At 70.5% G+C, this 17,756-nt stretch carries 11 protein-coding genes; 5 read left to right on the forward strand and 6 right to left on the reverse strand.

Annotated features, from left to right (window positions below):
* Positions 1-35 precede the first annotated feature (35 nt).
* Positions 36-1,613, forward strand: a complete 1,578-nt coding sequence (locus ACZ7L6_RS09340; protein ID WP_471921506.1) for a phytoene desaturase family protein — start codon at positions 36-38, stop codon at positions 1,611-1,613.
* An 80-nt stretch (positions 1,614-1,693) separates the two neighbouring features.
* Positions 1,694-1,885 (forward strand): DUF2795 domain-containing protein, encoded by a 192-nt coding sequence (locus ACZ7L6_RS09345; protein ID WP_471921508.1) that lies wholly within the window; start codon positions 1,694-1,696, stop codon positions 1,883-1,885.
* Positions 1,886-1,907: 22 nt separating this feature from the next.
* Here ACZ7L6_RS09345 and ACZ7L6_RS09350 read toward each other — a convergent pair whose 3' ends face one another.
* Positions 1,908-3,683: a serine hydrolase domain-containing protein gene (locus tag ACZ7L6_RS09350; protein WP_471921510.1), complete on the reverse strand. Its 1,776-nt coding sequence runs from the start codon at positions 3,681-3,683 to the stop codon at positions 1,908-1,910.
* A 127-nt stretch (positions 3,684-3,810) separates the two neighbouring features.
* Here ACZ7L6_RS09350 and ACZ7L6_RS09355 point away from each other — a divergent pair, with 127 nt between their 5' ends.
* Both ACZ7L6_RS09355 and ACZ7L6_RS09360 read left to right on the forward strand, forming a co-directional pair.
* Positions 3,811-4,920 carry an NAD(P)H-dependent flavin oxidoreductase gene (locus tag ACZ7L6_RS09355; RefSeq protein ID WP_471921512.1) on the forward strand — a complete coding sequence of 370 codons (1,110 nt, stop codon included), beginning with the start codon at positions 3,811-3,813 and terminating at the stop codon, positions 4,918-4,920.
* Positions 4,917-6,476 (forward strand): acyl-CoA synthetase, encoded by a 1,560-nt coding sequence (locus tag ACZ7L6_RS09360; protein WP_471921514.1) that lies wholly within the window; start codon positions 4,917-4,919, stop codon positions 6,474-6,476. The genes ACZ7L6_RS09355 and ACZ7L6_RS09360 overlap by 4 nt, the downstream gene beginning before the upstream one ends.
* Before the next feature lie 44 nt (positions 6,477-6,520).
* Here ACZ7L6_RS09360 and ACZ7L6_RS09365 read toward each other — a convergent pair whose 3' ends face one another.
* The 4 genes from ACZ7L6_RS09365 to ACZ7L6_RS09380 all read right to left on the reverse strand — a co-directional run bounded on the left by ACZ7L6_RS09365 (position 6,521) and on the right by ACZ7L6_RS09380 (position 14,782).
* A complete protein-coding gene (locus tag ACZ7L6_RS09365; RefSeq protein ID WP_471921516.1) occupies positions 6,521-9,430 on the reverse strand; it encodes an ATP-binding protein in 2,910 nt (969 codons plus the stop codon).
* 255 nt (positions 9,431-9,685) lie between these two features.
* A complete protein-coding gene (locus tag ACZ7L6_RS09370) occupies positions 9,686-10,693 on the reverse strand; it encodes a (-)-alpha-amorphene synthase (RefSeq protein ID WP_471921518.1) in 1,008 nt (335 codons plus the stop codon).
* Positions 10,677-12,314, reverse strand: coding sequence for a cytochrome P450 (locus tag ACZ7L6_RS09375; RefSeq protein WP_471921521.1), 1,638 nt, complete (start codon positions 12,312-12,314; stop codon positions 10,677-10,679). The genes ACZ7L6_RS09370 and ACZ7L6_RS09375 overlap by 17 nt, the downstream gene beginning before the upstream one ends.
* 20 nt (positions 12,315-12,334) lie before the next feature.
* Complete coding sequence (locus ACZ7L6_RS09380) at positions 12,335-14,782, reverse strand: penicillin acylase family protein (RefSeq protein WP_471921523.1); 2,448 nt, start codon at positions 14,780-14,782, stop codon at positions 12,335-12,337.
* A 132-nt stretch (positions 14,783-14,914) separates the two neighbouring features.
* On the opposite strand from ACZ7L6_RS09380, the gene ACZ7L6_RS09385 reads away from it, so the two are divergent.
* Positions 14,915-16,414: an acyl-CoA synthetase gene (locus ACZ7L6_RS09385; protein ID WP_471921525.1), complete on the forward strand. Its 1,500-nt coding sequence runs from the start codon at positions 14,915-14,917 to the stop codon at positions 16,412-16,414.
* Here ACZ7L6_RS09385 and paaK read toward each other — a convergent pair.
* Complete coding sequence (gene paaK, locus ACZ7L6_RS09390; protein ID WP_471921527.1) at positions 16,411-17,706, reverse strand: phenylacetate--CoA ligase PaaK; 1,296 nt, start codon at positions 17,704-17,706, stop codon at positions 16,411-16,413. The two genes, ACZ7L6_RS09385 and paaK, sit on opposite strands and share 4 nt — an antisense overlap.
* Between the last annotated feature and the right edge of the window lie 50 nt (positions 17,707-17,756).

Raw genomic sequence — 17,756 nt, forward strand, 5'->3', positions numbered from 1 at the left:
TGGCCGACCTAGATCATCACGTGTTACGAAGAACCATGGCCGCACACGAGGGATCCCCGGGACACCGCACCTACGACGCCGTCATCGTCGGCGGAGGCCACAACGGCCTGGTCGCCGCCGCCTACCTGGCCCGGGCCGGACGGTCCGTGCTGGTGCTGGAGCGGCTGGACCACACCGGCGGCGCCGCCGTGTCCACGCGCCCCTTCGCCGGCGTCGACGCGCGGCTGTCGCGCTACTCGTACCTGGTCAGCCTGCTGCCGAAGAAGATCGTCCGGGATCTCGGCCTGGACTTCAGGGTCCGCACCCGCAACGTCTCCTCGTACACGCCCGCCGAACGGGACGGACGGCCCACCGGCCTGCTGGTGGGCGGCGGCGAGCGGCGCACCCGGGAGGCGTTCGCCCGGCTGACGGGCGGCGAGCGCGAGTACGCGGCCTGGCAGCGCTTCTACGGCATGACCGGCGAGGTCGCGCGGCGCGTGTTCCCGACGCTCACCGAGCCCCTGCCGAGCCGCGAGGAGCTGCGCCGCCGGGTGGACGACGAGGAGGCCTGGCGGACCCTCTTCGAGGAGCCGATCGGCGCCGCGATCGAGGAGCGTTTCGCGGACGACCTGGTGCGGGGCGTGGTCCTGACGGACGCGCTCATCGGCACCTTCGCCGACGCCCATGATCCGTCGCTGAAGCAGAACCGCTGCTTCCTCTACCACGTGATCGGCGGCGGCACGGGCAACTGGGACGTCCCCGTCGGCGGCATGGGCGCCCTCACCGACGCCCTGGCCACGGCGGCCCGCCAGGCGGGCGCGGCCATCGCCACCGGCCACGAGGCCGTACGCATCGACACGGACGGCCGTACGGCGGAGATCACCTATCGCACGGCGGACAGCGAGGGCGTCGCCACCGCCCGGCACGTCCTGGTGAACGCCTCCCCGCAGGAACTCGCCGCCCTCACCGGCGACACGCCCCCCGCCGCCGCGGAGGGCGCCCAACTCAAGGTGAACATGCTGCTCAAGCGGCTGCCCCGGTTGCGCGACAGCTCCGTCGACCCCCGCGAGGCGTTCGCCGGCACCTTCCACATCGCCGAGGGCTACGACCAGCTGGCCGCCGCCCACGCCCAGGCCTCCGCCGGGGAACTCCCCGCCGCGCCGCCGTCCGAGATCTACTGCCACTCACTGACCGACCCGACGATCCTCGGCCCCGGCCTCGTCGCCCAGGGCTACCAGACCCTCACCCTCTTCGGCCTGCACACACCGGCCCGGCTCTTCGCACGCGACAACGACGCCGTACGCGATGAGCTGCTGAAGTCGACACTCGCCCAGCTGGACGCCCACCTCGCCGAGCCGCTCGCCGACTGCCTGGCGACCGACGCCGACGGCCGCCCCTGCATCGAGGCCAAGACCCCGCTGGACCTCGAGCGCGACCTGCTCCTGCCCGGCGGCAACATCTTCCACCGGGAGCTGGCCTGGCCCTACGCCCGGGAGGACACCGGACGGTGGGGCGTGGAGACGCGGCACCCGAACGTGTTGCTGTGCGGGGCGGGCGCGGTGCGTGGGGGAGGGGTGAGCGGGGTGCCGGGGCACAACGCCGCGATGGCCGTCCTCCAAGCCGTCGAGGAGTGACGTACATGCCTCCTGCGAGGAGGGGTACTGGGCGGAACGGACAATTCGCTCGAATCACCTCTACTCAGGGGGAGGCTGTCATGGCCGATCTCAGTCCTACTGACCTGCAGAAGGCCCTCCGCGGCGCCGACTACCCGACCGACAAGCAGCACCTGGTGGAGCGAGCCCGCAAGAACCACGCCGACGAGAAGATCGTCAGCCGCCTCGACGGCATGAAGCGTGACCGCTTCGACGGACCGAACGACGTCCAGAAGGCCGTCTTCAGCGAGTAGCCGTCCAGTCGCGAGGAGTGCCTCAGTCGGCCGACGGAGTCCACCCTTTCGTCTCGATGCGCGCCCTGTCCGCAGGGCGCGCATCGTCGAAGAGGACCCCGTCGGCCGTCTCGACGCGCACCCCGTCGACGTAGGCCCCGCGGCCGACGTACAGCCGGTCCGTCGCGTACCGCCAGCGCAGCACGAGTTGCCGTGCGGCGGGCAGATCTGCCGTGAGCCGGTGCCAGACGCGGCCCGACCAGCCGGTGACCGTGCCGGTCGGGTGCTCTTGGGGTCGGTCGCCGTGGCGGGTGGTCGTGAAGGCCAGCGGCTGCCACGTTGTCCCGCCGTCACCGCTCGTCTCCAGGGCGAGGAGGTCCGACTGCGGTTCGGTGTCCCACCACAGGGAGCAGCGCAGGCATGGGTGGCCCGAGGACGTGTCGAGCGCGGGGAGCGACAGGGTGGCGGTGGTGGCGTTCGCCATTCCGGAGAACCATGCGGTACGACCGTGCCGTGGGCGGACCGGTACGGCGCGGGCCATGTTGTCGGCGGCGGCGACCCGGGGCGCGGAACCCGAGCGCCAACTGCGCACGGGGTGGACGGAGTTGCCCAGGACGACCAGGAAGGAGTCGGTCGTCGGGTCGAGGACCAGCGAGGTGCCGGTGAAGCCGGTGTGCCCCGCGGTGCGCGGCGTGGCCATCGCGCCCATGTACCAGTGCTGGTAGAGCTCGAAGCCGAGGCCGTGCTCGTCGCCCGGGAAGGCGGTGTTGAAGTCGGTGAACATCAGCTCCACCGACTCCGGTTCCAGGATGCGGCACCTGCCGTAGACGCCGCCGTTGAGCAGCGTCCGGCCGAGGACCGCGAGGTCCCAGGCGCACGAGAACACGCCGGCGTGGCCCGCGACCCCGCCGAGGCTGAAGGCGTTCTCGTCGTGCACCTCGCCCCACACGAGCCCCCGGTCCAGACCGGACCAGGGCTTGCGGGCGTCCTCGGTGGCGGCGATCTTCGTTTTCCAGGCGGCGGGCGGGTTGTAGCGGGTGCGGTGCATGCCGAGCGGGGCGGTGATCTCGTCGCGGAGCAGGGTGTCGAGCGTGCGGCCGGTGATCTTTTCCAGGACCAGCTGCAGGGAGATCAGGTTCAGGTCCGAATAGAGGTACTTGGTGCCCGGCGGGTTCAGTGGCGCCTCGTTCCAGATGAGCTGGAGCTTCTCCTCGTACGTCGGCGCGTTGTACAGCGGGATCCAGGCGCGGAATCCCGAGGTGTGGGTGAGGAGCTGACGGATCGTGATGTCCTGCTTGCCCGCACGGCCGAAGTCCGGGAGGTAGGAGGTGACCGTCGCCTCCAGCCCGAGCGCACCCCGCTCGATCTGCTGCACGGCGAGGATCGAGGTGAACAGCTTGGACACCGAGGCCAGATCGAAGACGGTGTCCTCGGCCATCGCGATCTGCTGGTCGGCCGGGAACTCGACGCCGGTGTCGGTCTTCTCGTCGTACGCCCGGTAGCGCACCGCCGTCCCGATGGGCTGGTGCAGGGCCACGGTGCCGCCGCGCCCGGCGAGAAGCACGGCGCCCGCGTACCAGGGGTGCTTGGGGGAGGGGCCGAGGAACGCCTCGGCGTCGGTGACGAGCCGGCGCAGGTGGGCGGGGAGGAGACCGGCGCGCTCGGGGGAGCCGTGGCGGAGAGTGGGGTGAGTGAGGTGAGTGGACGTGGGGGCGGCTGCGGCCGGGGCGGTGGGTAAGGGTGCGAGGACCAGGGCGCCGCTCAAAGCCCAGGTGCCCAGCTGGCGGCGGGTAGGTCTGGGGGCCACTTCATCGGTCATCGTGAAACCTTGCTGTCGGGTGCCGGTCGTGTCAATGAGGTGGGTGCGTTCCACGAGGCGAGCAGAAAACTGACGGGTCATCAGGAAACCCCTTCCGGTCTCCGAAGGACTCCGGCATCCTGCGCCCATGCAGACGGAGTTGAGCAAGAGACTGGGAGTCGAGCACGCCATCTTCGGCTTCACGCCGTTCCCCGCCGTCGCCGCGGCCATCAGCCGGGCCGGCGGCTTCGGAGTGCTCGGCGCGGTCCGCTACACGGCCCCCGACGACCTCAAGCGCGACCTCGACTGGATCGAGGCACATGTCGACGGCAGGTCATACGGCCTGGACGTCGTCATGCCCGCGAAGAAGGTGGAGGGCGTCACAGAGGCCGACGTCGAGGCGATGATCCCCGAAGGGCACCGGCAGTTCGTCCAGGACACTCTCGCCAAGTACGGCGTGCCCGAACTGGCCGAGGGGGAGGCGTCCGGCTGGCGCATCACCGGCTGGATGGAGCAGGTGGCACGCACCCAGCTCGACGTCGCCTTCGACTACCCGATCAGGCTGCTCGCCAACGCCCTCGGCTCACCCCCCGCGGATGTGGTGGACCGCGCCCACGAGCGGGGTGTACTCGTCGCCGCCCTCGCGGGCAGCGCCCGGCACGCCGTGAAGCACAAGGAGCGCGGCATCGACATCGTGGTCGCCCAGGGCTACGAGGCGGGCGGCCACACAGGGGAGATCGCTTCCATGGTGCTGACACCGGAGGTCGTGGAGGCGGTCGACCCGCTGCCCGTACTGGCGGCCGGGGGCATCGGAAGCGGCCAACAGGTGGCTGCCGCACTCACCCTCGGCGCCCAGGGCGTGTGGCTGGGCTCCATATGGCTGACCACCACAGAAGCCGACCTCCACTCGCCCGGCCTGACCCGCAAACTGCTCGCCGCCGGATCCGGCGACACAGTGCGCTCCCGCGCCCTGACCGGCAAGCCCGCACGCCAACTGCGCACCGAGTGGACCGACGCCTGGGACGACGCGAACGGACCGGGCACCCTGCCCATGCCCCTGCAGGGTCTGCTGGTCGCCGAAGCCGTCTCACGCATACAGAAGTACGAGGTCGAGCCACTGCTCGGCACCCCTGTCGGCCAGATCGTGGGCCGGATGAACAGCGAACGCAGCGTCCAGGCCGTGTTCGACGACCTGACCCGCGGCTTCGAGCGAGCCGTCGAGCGCATCAACCGCATAGCAGGAAGGAGCGGCGAGTGACGAGCACCAGCACACCTCCGGCAGGCTTCTGGGCCCAGGCCGCGGCCGACCCCCACCGCACCGTCCTCGTCGCCCCCGACGGCGAGGAGTGGACCGCCGGCCGTCTGCACGCCGCCGCCAACCGCCTGGTCCACGGGCTGCGGGCGGCCGGCCTGGAACGCGGCGACGCCTTCGCGGTCGTCCTGCCCAACAGCGCCGAGTTCTTCACCGCCTACCTCGCCGCCAGCCAGGCGGGCTTCTACCTGGTCCCCATCAACCACCACTTCGTCGGCCCCGAGATCGCCTGGATCGTCGCCGACTCCGGCGCCAAGGTGCTCCTCGCCCACGAACGCTTCGCCGCCCCGGCCCGCCACGCCGCCGACGAGGCAGGCCTGCCCGCGAGCCACCGGTACGCGATCGGCACGGTCGAGGGCTTCCGGCCGTACGCCGAACTCCTCGACGGGCAACCGGAGTCGGCGCCCGCCGACCGCACCCTCGGCTGGGTCATGAACTACACCTCCGGCACCACCGGCCGCCCGCGCGGCATCCGGCGCCCCCTGCCCGGCAAGCTCCCCGAGGAGGCGTACCTGGGCGGCTTCCTCGGCATCTTCGGCATCCGCCCCTTCGACGACAACGTGCACCTGGTCTGCTCGCCGCTCTACCACACGGCCGTCCTCCAGTTCGCGGGCGCGTCCCTGCACATCGGCCACCGCCTGGTGCTGATGGACAAGTGGACGCCCGAGGAGATGCTCCGCCTGATCGACCGTGAGAAGTGCACCCACACCCACATGGTCCCGACCCAGTTCCACCGCCTGCTCGCCCTGCCCGAGGAGGTGCGGGCCCGCTACGACGTCTCCTCCATGCGGCACGCCATCCACGGCGCCGCCCCCTGCCCCGACCACGTGAAGCGGGCGATGCTCGACTGGTGGGGCCCGTGCGTGGAGGAGTACTACGCGGCCAGTGAGGGCGGCGGAGCCTTCGCCACCGCGGAGGACTGGCTGAAGAAGCCCGGCACCGTCGGCAAGGCCTGGCCCATCAGCGAACTCGCCGTCTTCGACGATGACGGCAACCGGCTCCCGCCCGGCGAACTCGGCACCGTCTACCTGAAGATGAACACCGGCGGCTTCGCGTACCACAAGGACGAGGCCAAGACGAAGAAGAACCGCATCGGCGACTTCTTCACCGTCGGCGACCTCGGCTACCTCGACGAGGACGGCTACCTCTTCCTCCGCGACCGCAAGATCGACATGATCATTTCGGGTGGGGTGAACATCTATCCCGCCGAGATCGAGTCCGTGCTGCTCCAACACCCCGCCGTCGCCGACGCCGCCGCCTTCGGCATCCCGCACGACGACTGGGGCGAGGAGGTCAAGGCCGTCGTCGAGCCCGCCCCCGGTCACGAACCGGGCCCTGCCCTCGCCGCGGCGATCCTCGACCACTGCGCCGATCAACTCGCCGGCTACAAGCGGCCCAAGAGCGTCGACTTCATCACCGAGATGCCGCGCGACCCCAACGGCAAGCTGTACAAGCGGCGGTTGCGGGACCCGTACTGGGCGGGACGGGCGCGTCCCGTGTGACCACGGCCCGGCCGCTCGTCCGGGATCGGCGGCCGGCCGGGGCCTCAGGAGCGAGGGCGAGGAAAGGTCGCCAGCGCCTTGGCGAGGCCGGCGGCGTCGCTGCCGACCTTCCGGTAGACGCTGGACAGCAACTGCCGCACACCCTGCTCGGTGAGCCGGAGCTCCTTGGCGATCACGGCCGCCGGATGGCCCTGGACGGCCAGTTCGGCGGTACGGCGCTCCTGGGCCGTCAGCGTGTCCGCCTGCGTGTACCGCAGCGGCAGCGGCCGCAGCCCGGCCGCCGAGAGTTCCTTTCTGGCCCGGGCGGCCAGCGCCTCCGCCCCACAGTGGACGGCACCTTCCAGACCTCGGTAGAGCCGATCGGCGGCCTCCTGGACCCGGCCGCCCAGGGACAGGGCGGCACCGTGGCCGACCAGGGCACGGGCGAGCTCGTAGGAGGCGGGTGACTGCTCCAAGTGGTCCACGGCCTCGGCGTACAGGTCGACCGCCGCCGGACCGCCGGTCACCTCGGCGAGGGTGTGCAGGGCGTGGCCGATCGTGGAGGCGGCGCCGAAGTCCCGGGCGCGCTTGACGGCGTCCTGGGCGTGACCGACCGCGGCCTCCGGGGCGGTGGGGGCGAGGGCGGACGCCAGGTGCAGCTGCCACGGGCACCAGGAGGGGTTGCGCACGCCCCGTGCGTCGAGCCAGTCCCCGACGGCGGACAACAGGCTCTCGGCCTCGGCATGCCGGCCCTCGGCCAGCAGCAGTTCGGCGTACACCGTGCGGGGGTCGGGGTAGATGACGGCGTTCGGGACGATCTCGCCGTAGCGGTAGTTGTCGGCGAGGCGACGGGCGTCGGTGGTGCGGCCGCGGGCGAGCAGGGTTTGGATGAGGATGCCGATGGCGAACCACTGGGCGGGGACGGCGCCTTCGACCCGGTCGGCGATGCGCAGGCCCTCACGTGCCATCTGCTCGGCGTCCGCCAGGCAGCCGCGACGGTAGCGGATGTAGCCGTAGAGGGTCTGTCCCAGGGCCAGGTGGGAGCCACGCCAGCCTTTGCGCTCGCACTCGGCGATGCCGTCGGTGAACAGTTCCTCGGCCCGTCGGGGCTGGTCGCTGTACATGAACACCAGGGCGACCGACACGGGAACCTCGAAGCCCCGGGTCTCGTCGGTCCAGCTCAGTCCGCCGCGCAGGGCCTCCTCCGCACACGCGAGAACGGTGTGCCGAGGTTCGCCGCGCACCATGGCGTCCCACGCACGCGAACCCAGGATGTACCGCTCCTCCAGGCCGCGGCCGGTCAGACGCTCGGCCAGGCGGGCCAGCTTGCGTGAGCGGGCGAAGGAGTCGGGCTCGTCGGCGCGGAAGGCGCTCCAGACGAAGTGATCGCCCTGCATGCGCAGTCGGATGCGCGGATGGGTGGCGAGCCGTGCCTCGTCGGCGGACACGGTCGCCGCCTCGGCCAGCCGGTCGGTGTGGGCCAGCGCCTGGGTCAGCCGGTAGACCATGGAGGCCCGCAGATGGGGATCCACGTCGGGCTCCGCCAGCGCCTCCTGGAGATGGCTGACCGTGGCCGTGGGTTCGATCAGGAAGGTCGAGCCGGCGAGCTCGTGGAGCAGTGCGGCCCGGTGTTCCGGGTGCGGTGGCTCCTGCAGCGCTCGGGACAGGACGCGTCGGGCAGCCTCGGGAGCCCCGGCCCGGAGGTATTCGCGGGCGGCCTCGCGCAGGCACGCGACGACCTCGGGCCTGCCTTCGCAGGGGACCTCCAGCAGATGCCGGGCGGCGGCGGTCGGGCCGTACCCCGCCGCGCGGACGGCCTCCGCGGCCCTGTCGTGCAGGCCGACCCGCAGGCCCGAGGGGATGGACCGGTAGATCGTCGTGGCGATCAGCGGGTGGACGAACTCGATGCCTCCCCCGGGCCCCTCGGCCTCGGCGAGGATCCGGGCGGCGCGCAGCTTCTCGGTTGCCTCCACGGCCTCCTCGCTGCCGATCACGGCGAGAGTGGCCGCGACCTCCCGTGACACCGGTGGGCCCAGTACGGCGGCGGCATGGGCGAAGCGGACGGTGGTCGTGCCCAGCGCGTGCAGGCTCTCGATCAGTCCAGGGCCCTTGACCGCCGCGGCCAGGTCCCGCATCGCGGGCAGCTCGTCCTGCGCGCCCATCAGATTCCGTTCGCCGAGCCTGATGGCGAGTTCGACGGTCTCGAACGGGCTCCCGCCGGTCACCGACCAGCACTCGTCGCAGAACTCGTCCTCGACTCCCTCTCCCAGCTCGTCCCGGACGATCTTGGCCACCCCGGCGGCGCTGAGCCGCGCCAGCGGGTAGGGGCGGTCCCCGTGACGTTCGACGACCGTGCGGAAGGGGGCTGCATCGGGCTGCAGTTCGTCGGGCCGGTAGGCGACGACGATCAGGAGCGGAAGATCGGCGGCACGGGGGGCGAAGGAGGCGAGCCAGCCCAGTGATTCGAAATCTGCCCAGTGCAGGTCGTCCAGGAGCAGGACGAGGGGCGCCTTCATCGCCACGAGGCGCGTCATGACCCAGTCGAGGCCGTCGCGCACCCCGGTCGGGTCCGGTGTGTGGGCGGTGTCCGTGGCCTCCAGGCCGAGCGTGGCGGCGAGGATGTCGTACCAACTGCCCAGAAAGGCACGGCGTTCCGTCTCGTCCATCGTGGCCAGCGCCGGTTGGACGAGCTGGCGCACCAGACGGAACGCCAGCTCCTGGTCCTTCTCACCGGCCCGGGCCGAGAGCACATGGAATCCGTGTGCCGTGGCGCGGACGCGTGCCTTCGTGAGCAGTGCCGTCTTGCCCAGCCCGGCCGGACCGGTGAAGGCGAGCAGTCCGGTGGGCCGTGCTCGCTGCATGCCGTCGGCGGTGTCACGGAGGTCCGACAATGCGGAGTCGAGCGCATGGAGTTCCCGTTGGCGCTCGAGCAACGGGCGGGGCTCGGTGTTCGGTTGCCACGACCCATGCGCCATGTGCCCTACCGCTTCCTGTCGTTGATCCTCGGAGGACAGCGAGAGCGTATGCCCGGGATGAGCACCCGGTGGTGGTGTTCGGGGAGGGGAATGACAGAGAAGGATGAATCCCGCGCCGAAGTGGTTCGATTGTCCGCCCTTCGGGTAATGAGATCCGAATCAGCCCTGTCGGTGCGGGCCGTTGCGGAGAACTGGTTGCGGGCTACCTCGACGAGCCGTGCGCCCGCCACGTGGCACTGGCGGGCGCACCGTGCATCAGGTGAGAGCGGGCGTCAGCGCCGTGTCCACATAGCGCGGCACCGTGCGGGCCCAGTAGTAACACCCGCGGATCCAGCCGACCATGCCTTCCACATAGCCGATCCCGGCAGGGCTCAACTCAGGTTTGATCTCCTCGTAGAGCCGCTCGAACTCCCTGATCGTGCTGTTGATCTGCCGGATGGCCAGCAGCACGGCCACCGGCAGGGAGCACCGGTGGGTCCGCTGGTGGGCGAGGGCCAGATTGATCATTCCGCCCGTCCGCTGCTCCTTCACGGCGGAGAAGAGGTCGGGTATCCACACTGCGGCATCGGCCGACAGTCGGCTCAGGCGCTGCATGACGGGGTGATGCAGCTCGTGGGGAGCCAGCTCGCACGGCTGTGCCGCCTCGGTCAACGGGTAGAAGGGCTCGACGCCGGCGGTGAGGGACCGTATCGAGGTGCTCAGTCCCATGCCCGGGGCAAGGGGCTGGGCCTGGGCCACCGACTCGTACAGGAGACCGTGTACGTATTCGCGGCTCTTCCACGCCCACCGCGCAGCCTGTGCGGGTGTGCATCGCTCCCGGACCTGCCGGTGGAGATCGGCCAGCGCCGCCCCCAGTGGAGTGCGGGGCGCAGAGCCGTCACGCAGGATTCCGACGCTCTCGCACAGCATGGACAGCAGCCGGTCCGGCGACCGCCGGCCGATCTCTTCCGCCCGGTCGTCGAAGACGAATTGATAGGCGATTTGATTGGCGACCATCTGGAGGACGTCCAACTCCACCGTGGGGCTGTTGTAGGAGGCGAGTTCGGCCGGCCGAGTGAAGGCGATCATCGCCGCCACTCCCACTTCCTCGGTCAGCCCGCACGAGCGTAACCATGCGTCCACACCGGCGGCCGCTTCGGATGCGTGGCGATTGCGCACGAAGGGGAAAGGCATGTAGAGATGGGCGTCGATCAGGTCCTTGAGGCTGGAAGCCGGAATTCCGTCCTGCGCGTCGAGCACGATTTCCTCATGCGTCGTGGACACCGTCGTCACCTGCCCTTCCGGAATCGACGGTGCCGGGCGCGGCGGTTGTCCGGGGTGCGAGAGAAGCCGCGCGAGGCGACGGGCCGACCGGCGTGTGTGGGCGCGGTTCGCAGATCATCACCAGCGACCTCGGCCCCAGCGTCGCGCCGGGGCGCGGTCGTTCGACCGAACCGGGCAGGTGACGCAGGTGCCAGCGGCCGGCGACGGTCGCGAGGGCCACGGTCATCTCCGCCATGGAGAGTACGTCGCCGACGCACTTGCGGCTGCCCGCGGCGAACGGGATCAACGCACCGTACTGCTCGTCGGTGGCCTGCCCCGGAAGCCAGCGTTCCGGAAGGAATCGGTCCGGGTCGGGGAACCACTTGGGATCGTGATGCAGCAGGTAGGGGCTGTAGAGAACGGTGGCCCCCCGGGGGAGACGGCACCCGGCGAACTCCGTTTCCTTGGTGGTGACGCGCGTGAAGAGCCAGCCGGGCGGTGAGTGGCGCAGCGTCTCCGTGACAACGCATCGGGTGTAGACGAGGCGCGGCAGATCGTCGGGACCGGGTCGCCGCCCTCCGGCGAGCACAGCGTCCAGTTCGGCGTGCAGGCGGCGCTCCGCCTCCGGATGTTCGGCCAGGAGGCTGAAAGCGGAGGCCAGGCACATGGAAGGGCTCTCGGACCCGGTGAGCAGGAGCGACACGAGGTGATCGTGGACTTCCTGCTCGGTGATCGCCTTCCTTGAGTCGTCGCCGCGCGTGGCCTCCAGCAGCGTCCCCAGCAGGTCGTCGCGGGGAGCGCCCCGCCGGCGCTCGGCGATGGCCGCGTCGATGATCGCGTGCACGCGGTCGACCGCACGCCGGTACCGACGGTTCGCGGGCGTGGGGACACGGAACAGGGCCTCGACCGGCACCACCGTACGGACGAACAGGCCACGGACGATGGCGGCTAGGCTGTGCCTCACCTCGGCGGCCGTCGTGGCGTGCAGGGAGTCGGAGAAGAGAACTCGACCGATGACCCCTGTCGTGAACGTCATCATGGCCGCGCTGACGTCGATCGCCTGTCCGGGCCGCCAGTCGCGGCACACCGACTCGGCCTCCTCGCCCATCCACTCGGTGTGGTCGGCTACCCGGGAAGGGCGGAAGTCGGGTTGCACCAGCCTGCGCTGCCCCTGATGTGCCGCGTGACGGCACGTCACCACGCCGTCCCCCATCAGGACCCGAAGCCTGTCGTACTGCGGACCTCCCTTGTCGAAGGTGCGTGTGTCCCTGAGCATCCGGCGGACCAACTCCGGGTGACACACCATCCAGGCCCGCTGGGGACCCAGCCGAATTTCGACCAGATCCCCGTGCGCGGGCAAAGAATTCAGAAACGCGAGCGGCTGACGGAACAACGCGATACCGTGACCGAGGAATGGGAATATGCCTGGAGCAGTACCAGTCCTCCATGCCTGCTCCTGTTCAGGCACAGCACGACTCATGGAAACCTCCCCCTCAAACGCGACACGCGAAATCGTTGAACGTGCCACGGACTTGACACTTGAGGCAAGTCCTGCCCAGTTCAAGGGGTGCTCGGCTTCCCGAATCCTTTCTCCAAAGGGGCGCACAGAAGCACGCAGGAGCAAATTGCGGTCCCGCCCCATGGGGGCGGGACCACAACGACTCAGCGTTCGCGCACGCGCACGACCTTCAGAGCGGGCGAAGCCGCGATGTCCTTCTCGCAGAACCGCGAGGTCACCCACTTCTCACCGGAGAACAACCGGGTCTGGTCGCTGAAGTGGGGCGAGTCGGGGTTCGAGGACTGGGAGTACGTCAGCAGCGTACGGACCACCGGGCAGCGGCTGCCGTCCCAGCCCACCGCCTGGATGTGACTGGAGCCGGTCGTCACCTCCCGATAGCCGCCGCGCGCCTGGTCCCACACCGGCTCGATCTTGTTCCACACACCCAGCCCTTCCGTGCCGCCCGGAACGGGGATGTGCCGACCGTTCCGTACGACGAACTGGTGCTCACCGAGGCGCGAGTCGAGCGCGATGCCCGCCGCACGGAACTCCGCGACCGTGTCCGCGAGGGCTGTGGTGAAGCCCGGGGCGTCGGTGTTGAGGGTGTGGGGGGTGCGCACCGGGTCCGCCGCCGAGAACGGCACCTTCCACCGCTGGGCGGCCGGCACCTTCGCCGTGAGCTTCCGCCAGAACCGGTCGAACAGCAGGGCGCCCCGGCTGCCGGTGTCCATCGTGCGGTCCCAGGCCGCGAGCACCGAACAGGCCTCGGTGACGTCAACCGCCTTGCCGTCACTGCCTGTCGCCGTCCCGCCCGGCAGCGCGGCACACGCCTTCGCCACGTCGGCCGCGGCCAGGTCCCCGGCAGGCACCCGGTTCGCGAACTGCTGGCGCTCCAGGTCCCGGACGGTCAGGCCGCCTCGCTCCGCCATCGCCGCCACGTCCTGGACCGCGCCTCGGGTGCGCAGCGAGCGCTGTGTGCCGATGTTGCCGAAGACCCGCTCGTAGCCGGTGAGCGGCCGGTCGGCGTTGGCCAGCCACGCGCTGTCGTTGGAGTTCTCCGCGTACGGCGCGTCCTTCAGCGTCGGCATGCGTGCGGGCCCCAAGATCCCGGGCTGGACCGCGTCGGGGTCGGTGCCGAGCGCGCACTCACCGCGGGAGCCGTCGAGGACCGCGAGCCCCGCCGCCGGATAGGTGACGTTGCCGAGATCCGTCGAACACCGCGCCGCGAGATCGTCGGTGATCCTGGGCAGCACCTGCGACTGGGTGTAGAGGGAGTGCCCCGAGGAGTCCGCGGCGATGGTGTTCACCCACGGCAGGCCCTGGTGCCGGGCGAGGGAGGCGAGGACGTCGGCCGTGCCGCGCGCTTTGCTGAAGCCGAGAGAGGTGTCGGCGAACCTCATGTTGGCCGCGTTGGGGTCGCCCAGTGCGTACGCCGTCGTCGCCGTCCAGGGCAGCGGGAGGTCGCCGTCGGCGGAGGCCACGACTGGGCCGTACCGGGTCCACCACTGGGTGCGGGTCACCGGTGCGCCGTCCTTGACCGCGACGGTCACCGTCCGTTTGGTCATCCGCTCGGGTTTGCCGTCCACCAGATAGACGGTGGGGTCGGCCGGATCCAGCGTCAGCCTGTGCAGGTTGAACGGGACACCGGTCGAAACGGTGTGGCTCCACGCCACATGGGCGTTGTAACCGATGGAGATCGTCGGCGAGCCGAGCAGCGACGCGCCCGCGACGTTCAGCTCGCCGGGAATCGTCTGCTGCGCCTGCCAGAACCGGCGTCCGCCGTGCCACGGGTAGTGCGGGTTGCCCAGCAGCAGACCGCGGCCGTTCGCTGTGGTGTCGCCGTGGAAGGCGACCGCGTTCGAGCCCATCTCCGCGTCGGCGGTCCGCTCGCGCACGGCCCGTCCCAGGGTCTCGGCGTCCGGACGGGGTGCGGTGCCCTGGGCGCGGGCGGCGGATCCGGTGGGCGGCTGCGCGGACGTGATGTCGTCCACGGCGCCGCCCTGGCCGCCGAGCACGGCGACGGCGTAGAAGCGGGCGGCCACGTCGAGCGCGGTGACGGGCCGCACCCAGGCGGCTCCCTTGCACGCGGGGTCGGTGATCCGGTTCTGCTTCAGCCAGGCGTTGTACCCGGCCGCGAAGCCGCCCATCAGGTCCTTCACCTGACGGCTCGGACCTTGCGGTGCCGGCTCGGCGAGCAGTTTCTCCACCGTGCGCGCCTGCCGTACGCCGCGGAAGTACAGGTCGCTGGAGAGGTTCCTGGTGGCCGAGGAGAGCGAGAAGTCGGTCGCCGCGTCCGGCCCGAAGAAGCGAGACCGCTCGCCGCGCACGGTCACGAACCCGTCGGCGAGCGTGCACACCTGGTCGGCGGCCTGCGCCCAACCGGTGCCGAAGCCAAGGTTCTTGTAGTCCTTGGCGACGATGTGCGGAATGCCGTACTCGGTGTAGCGGATGACGGCGGACAGACCGCCGTGCGAAAGCTGTTCCTGCCGGTGCTGCGAGTCCTGCCGGTCCTGCGAGTCCTGCCGCTCGGCCGCGGTCGCGGGCAGCCCGGCCGCCGTGGCGGCGAGCAGGGCGACGGCCGCGACGACGAGCCGTCTGGGGCGGGTGCGCATCGTGCCTCCCAACGTCATTGAGGGAAGGAGCCGTTGAGCGTACCAACGGGTATGTGTCCCCGGCACGGTGTTCCGTGTCGTGTTCGGTGTCCTGCTTGACCTGTCCGTGCGACGCACCGAGGATCATGTGTCATGACGCCTGGACACGGCAGCACGGTTGACGGGGTCCTGCGACGCAGCGCACGGCGCACCCCAGCGCGCGTCGCGGTCGACTACCACGACCGCTCCTGGACGTACGAGGAACTCGACGAGGCCGTATCGCGCGCGGCGAGCGTCCTGCTCGGCCAAGGCCTCACCCCCGGCGACCGGGTCGGCGCCTACGGCCACAATTCGGACGCCTATCTGATCGCCTTCCTCGCCTGCGCCCGAGCCGGCCTCGTCCACGTCCCGGTCAACCAGAACCTCACCGGCGACGACCTCGCCTACATCGTCGGCCAGTCCGGCAGCTCCCTGGTCCTCACCGACCCGGACCTGGCGGACCGGCTCCCGGACGGCGTTCGTACGGTGCCCCTGCGCGACGCCGACGACTCCCTGCTGGCGCGACAGGCCACGGCGCCCGCGTACGACGGCCCGGAGGCGCGCAGCGAGGACCTCGTGCAACTGCTCTACACCTCGGGTACGACGGCCTTGCCCAAGGGCGCGATGATGACCCACCGCGCCCTGGTGCACGAGTACTTGAGCGCGATCACGGCCCTGGACCTGAGCGCCGGCGACCGCCCCGTCCACTCACTGCCGCTGTACCACTCGGCGCAGATGCATGTGTTCCTGCTGCCGTATCTCGCGGTCGGCGCCACCAACACGATCCTCGACGCGCCTGACGGCGACCGGCTCTTCGACCTGATCGAAGCAGGCCGCGCGGACAGCCTCTTCGCCCCGCCCACGGTATGGATCGGGCTCGCGGGCCGCCCCGACTTCACCACCCGCGACCTCGACGGACTGCGCAAGGCGTACTACGGCGCCTCGATCATGCCGGTGCCGGTCCTGGAGCGACTGCGGGAGCGATGGCCGAAGCTGGCCTTCTACAACTGCTTCGGGCAGAGCGAGATCGGCCCGCTGGCCACGGTCCTGGCCCCGGACGAGCACAAGGGCCGCATGGACTCCTGCGGCCGTACCGTCCTCTTCGTCGACGCCCGTGTGGTCGACGAGAACGGCGAGGACGTGCCCGACGGCACCCCCGGTGAGATCGTCTACCGCTCCCCGCAGTTGTGCGAGGGCTACTGGGACAAGCCCGAGGAGACCGCCGAGGCCTTCCGCGACGGATGGTTCCACTCCGGCGACCTCGCGGTGCGCGACCCGCACGGCTACTACACGATCGTCGACCGGGTGAAGGACGTCATCAACTCCGGTGGCGTCCTGGTCGCTTCACGCCAGGTCGAGGACGCGCTGTACACGCACGAGGGCGTCGCCGAGGTCGCCGTGATCGGCCTGCCCGACGAGCGGTGGATCGAGGCCGTCACGGCGGTCGTCGTGCCGCGCGGCGAGGTGACCGAGGCCGAACTGATCGACCACGCCCGCGACAAGATCGCCCACTTCAAGGCGCCGAAGCGGGTGGTGTTCGTGGACGAGCTGCCGCGCAACGCCAGCGGCAAGATCCTCAAGCGGGAGCTGCGGGACCGTCTTGCCGCTGATTAGCGCGGCCGCAGGTCCACGATCCGCCGGATCTTGCCGACGGAGCGTTCCAGCGACTCCGGCTCGACGATCTCCACGGCGACCGACACACCGATGCCGTCCTTCACGGCCGCCGCGATGGCCTGCGCCGCGGCGTCCCTGGTATCGGGTGACGCGTCGGGGCGGGCCTCCGCCCGCACGGTGAGCGCGTCCAGACGGCCCTCCCGGGTGAGACGCAGCTGGAAATGGGGTGCGACCCCCGGCGTGCGCAGCACGATCTCCTCGATCTGGGTGGGGAAGAGGTTCACCCCACGCAGGATCACCATGTCGTCACTGCGCCCCGTCACCTTCTCCATCCGCCGGAACACCCGCGCCGTGCCCGGCAGCAGCCGCGTCAGGTCCCGTGTCCGGTACCGGACGATCGGCATCGCCTCCTTGGTGAGCGAGGTGAAGACCAGCTCGCCCTCCTCACCGTCGGGCAGCACCTCACCGCTGATCGGGTCGACGATCTCGGGAAAGAAGTGGTCCTCCCACACTTGGAGCCCGTCCTTGGTCTCCACGCACTCCTGCGCGACCCCCGGCCCGATCACCTCGGACAGCCCGTAGATGTCGACGGCGTCGATCGCGAACCGCTCCTCGATCTCGCGCCGCATCTGCTCGGTCCAGGGCTCCGCACCGAAGATGCCGACCCGCAGCGAGGTACCGCGCGGATCGATGCCCTGCCGCTCGAACTCGTCGAGGAGGGTGAGCATGTACGACGGCGTCACCATGATGATCTCGGGCCTGAGATCCTGGATCAGCTGCACCTGGCGGGCCGTCATCCCGCCGGACGCCGGGATGACCGTACAACCCAGGCGTTCGGCCCCGTAGTGAGCGCCCAGTCCACCGGTGAACAGCCCATAGCCGTACGCCACATGGACCTTGTCCCCGGGTCGCCCACCGGCCGCCCGGATCGACCGGGCCACCATGTCGGACCACAGGGAAAGGTCGGCGTCGGTGTAGCCGACGACCGTGGGGCGTCCGGTGGTGCCGCTGGAGGCGTGGATGCGGCGGATACGGTCCTGGGGCACGGCGAACATCCCGTACGGGTAGTTCTCGCGCAGGTCGGCCTTGGTGGTGAACGGGAAGCGGGTCAGATCGGCGAGCGAACGGCAGTCGTCGGGCCGTACGCCGGCCTTGTCGAAGGACTCCCGGTAGAACGGCACGTTGTCGTACGCGTGCCGCAGTGAGGCTCTGAGCCGCTCCAGCTGCAACGCCCGCAGCGCCTCCGAGTCGAGCCGTTCCCCCGAGTCCAGCAGCTCCGTCGCATCCGCCATGGGGAGTTCTCCCTCGCCAACCGCATCAATCCGGACGACCGATCATTCGG

The sequence above is a fragment of the Streptomyces sp. NPDC107522 genome (assembly GCF_055657525.1).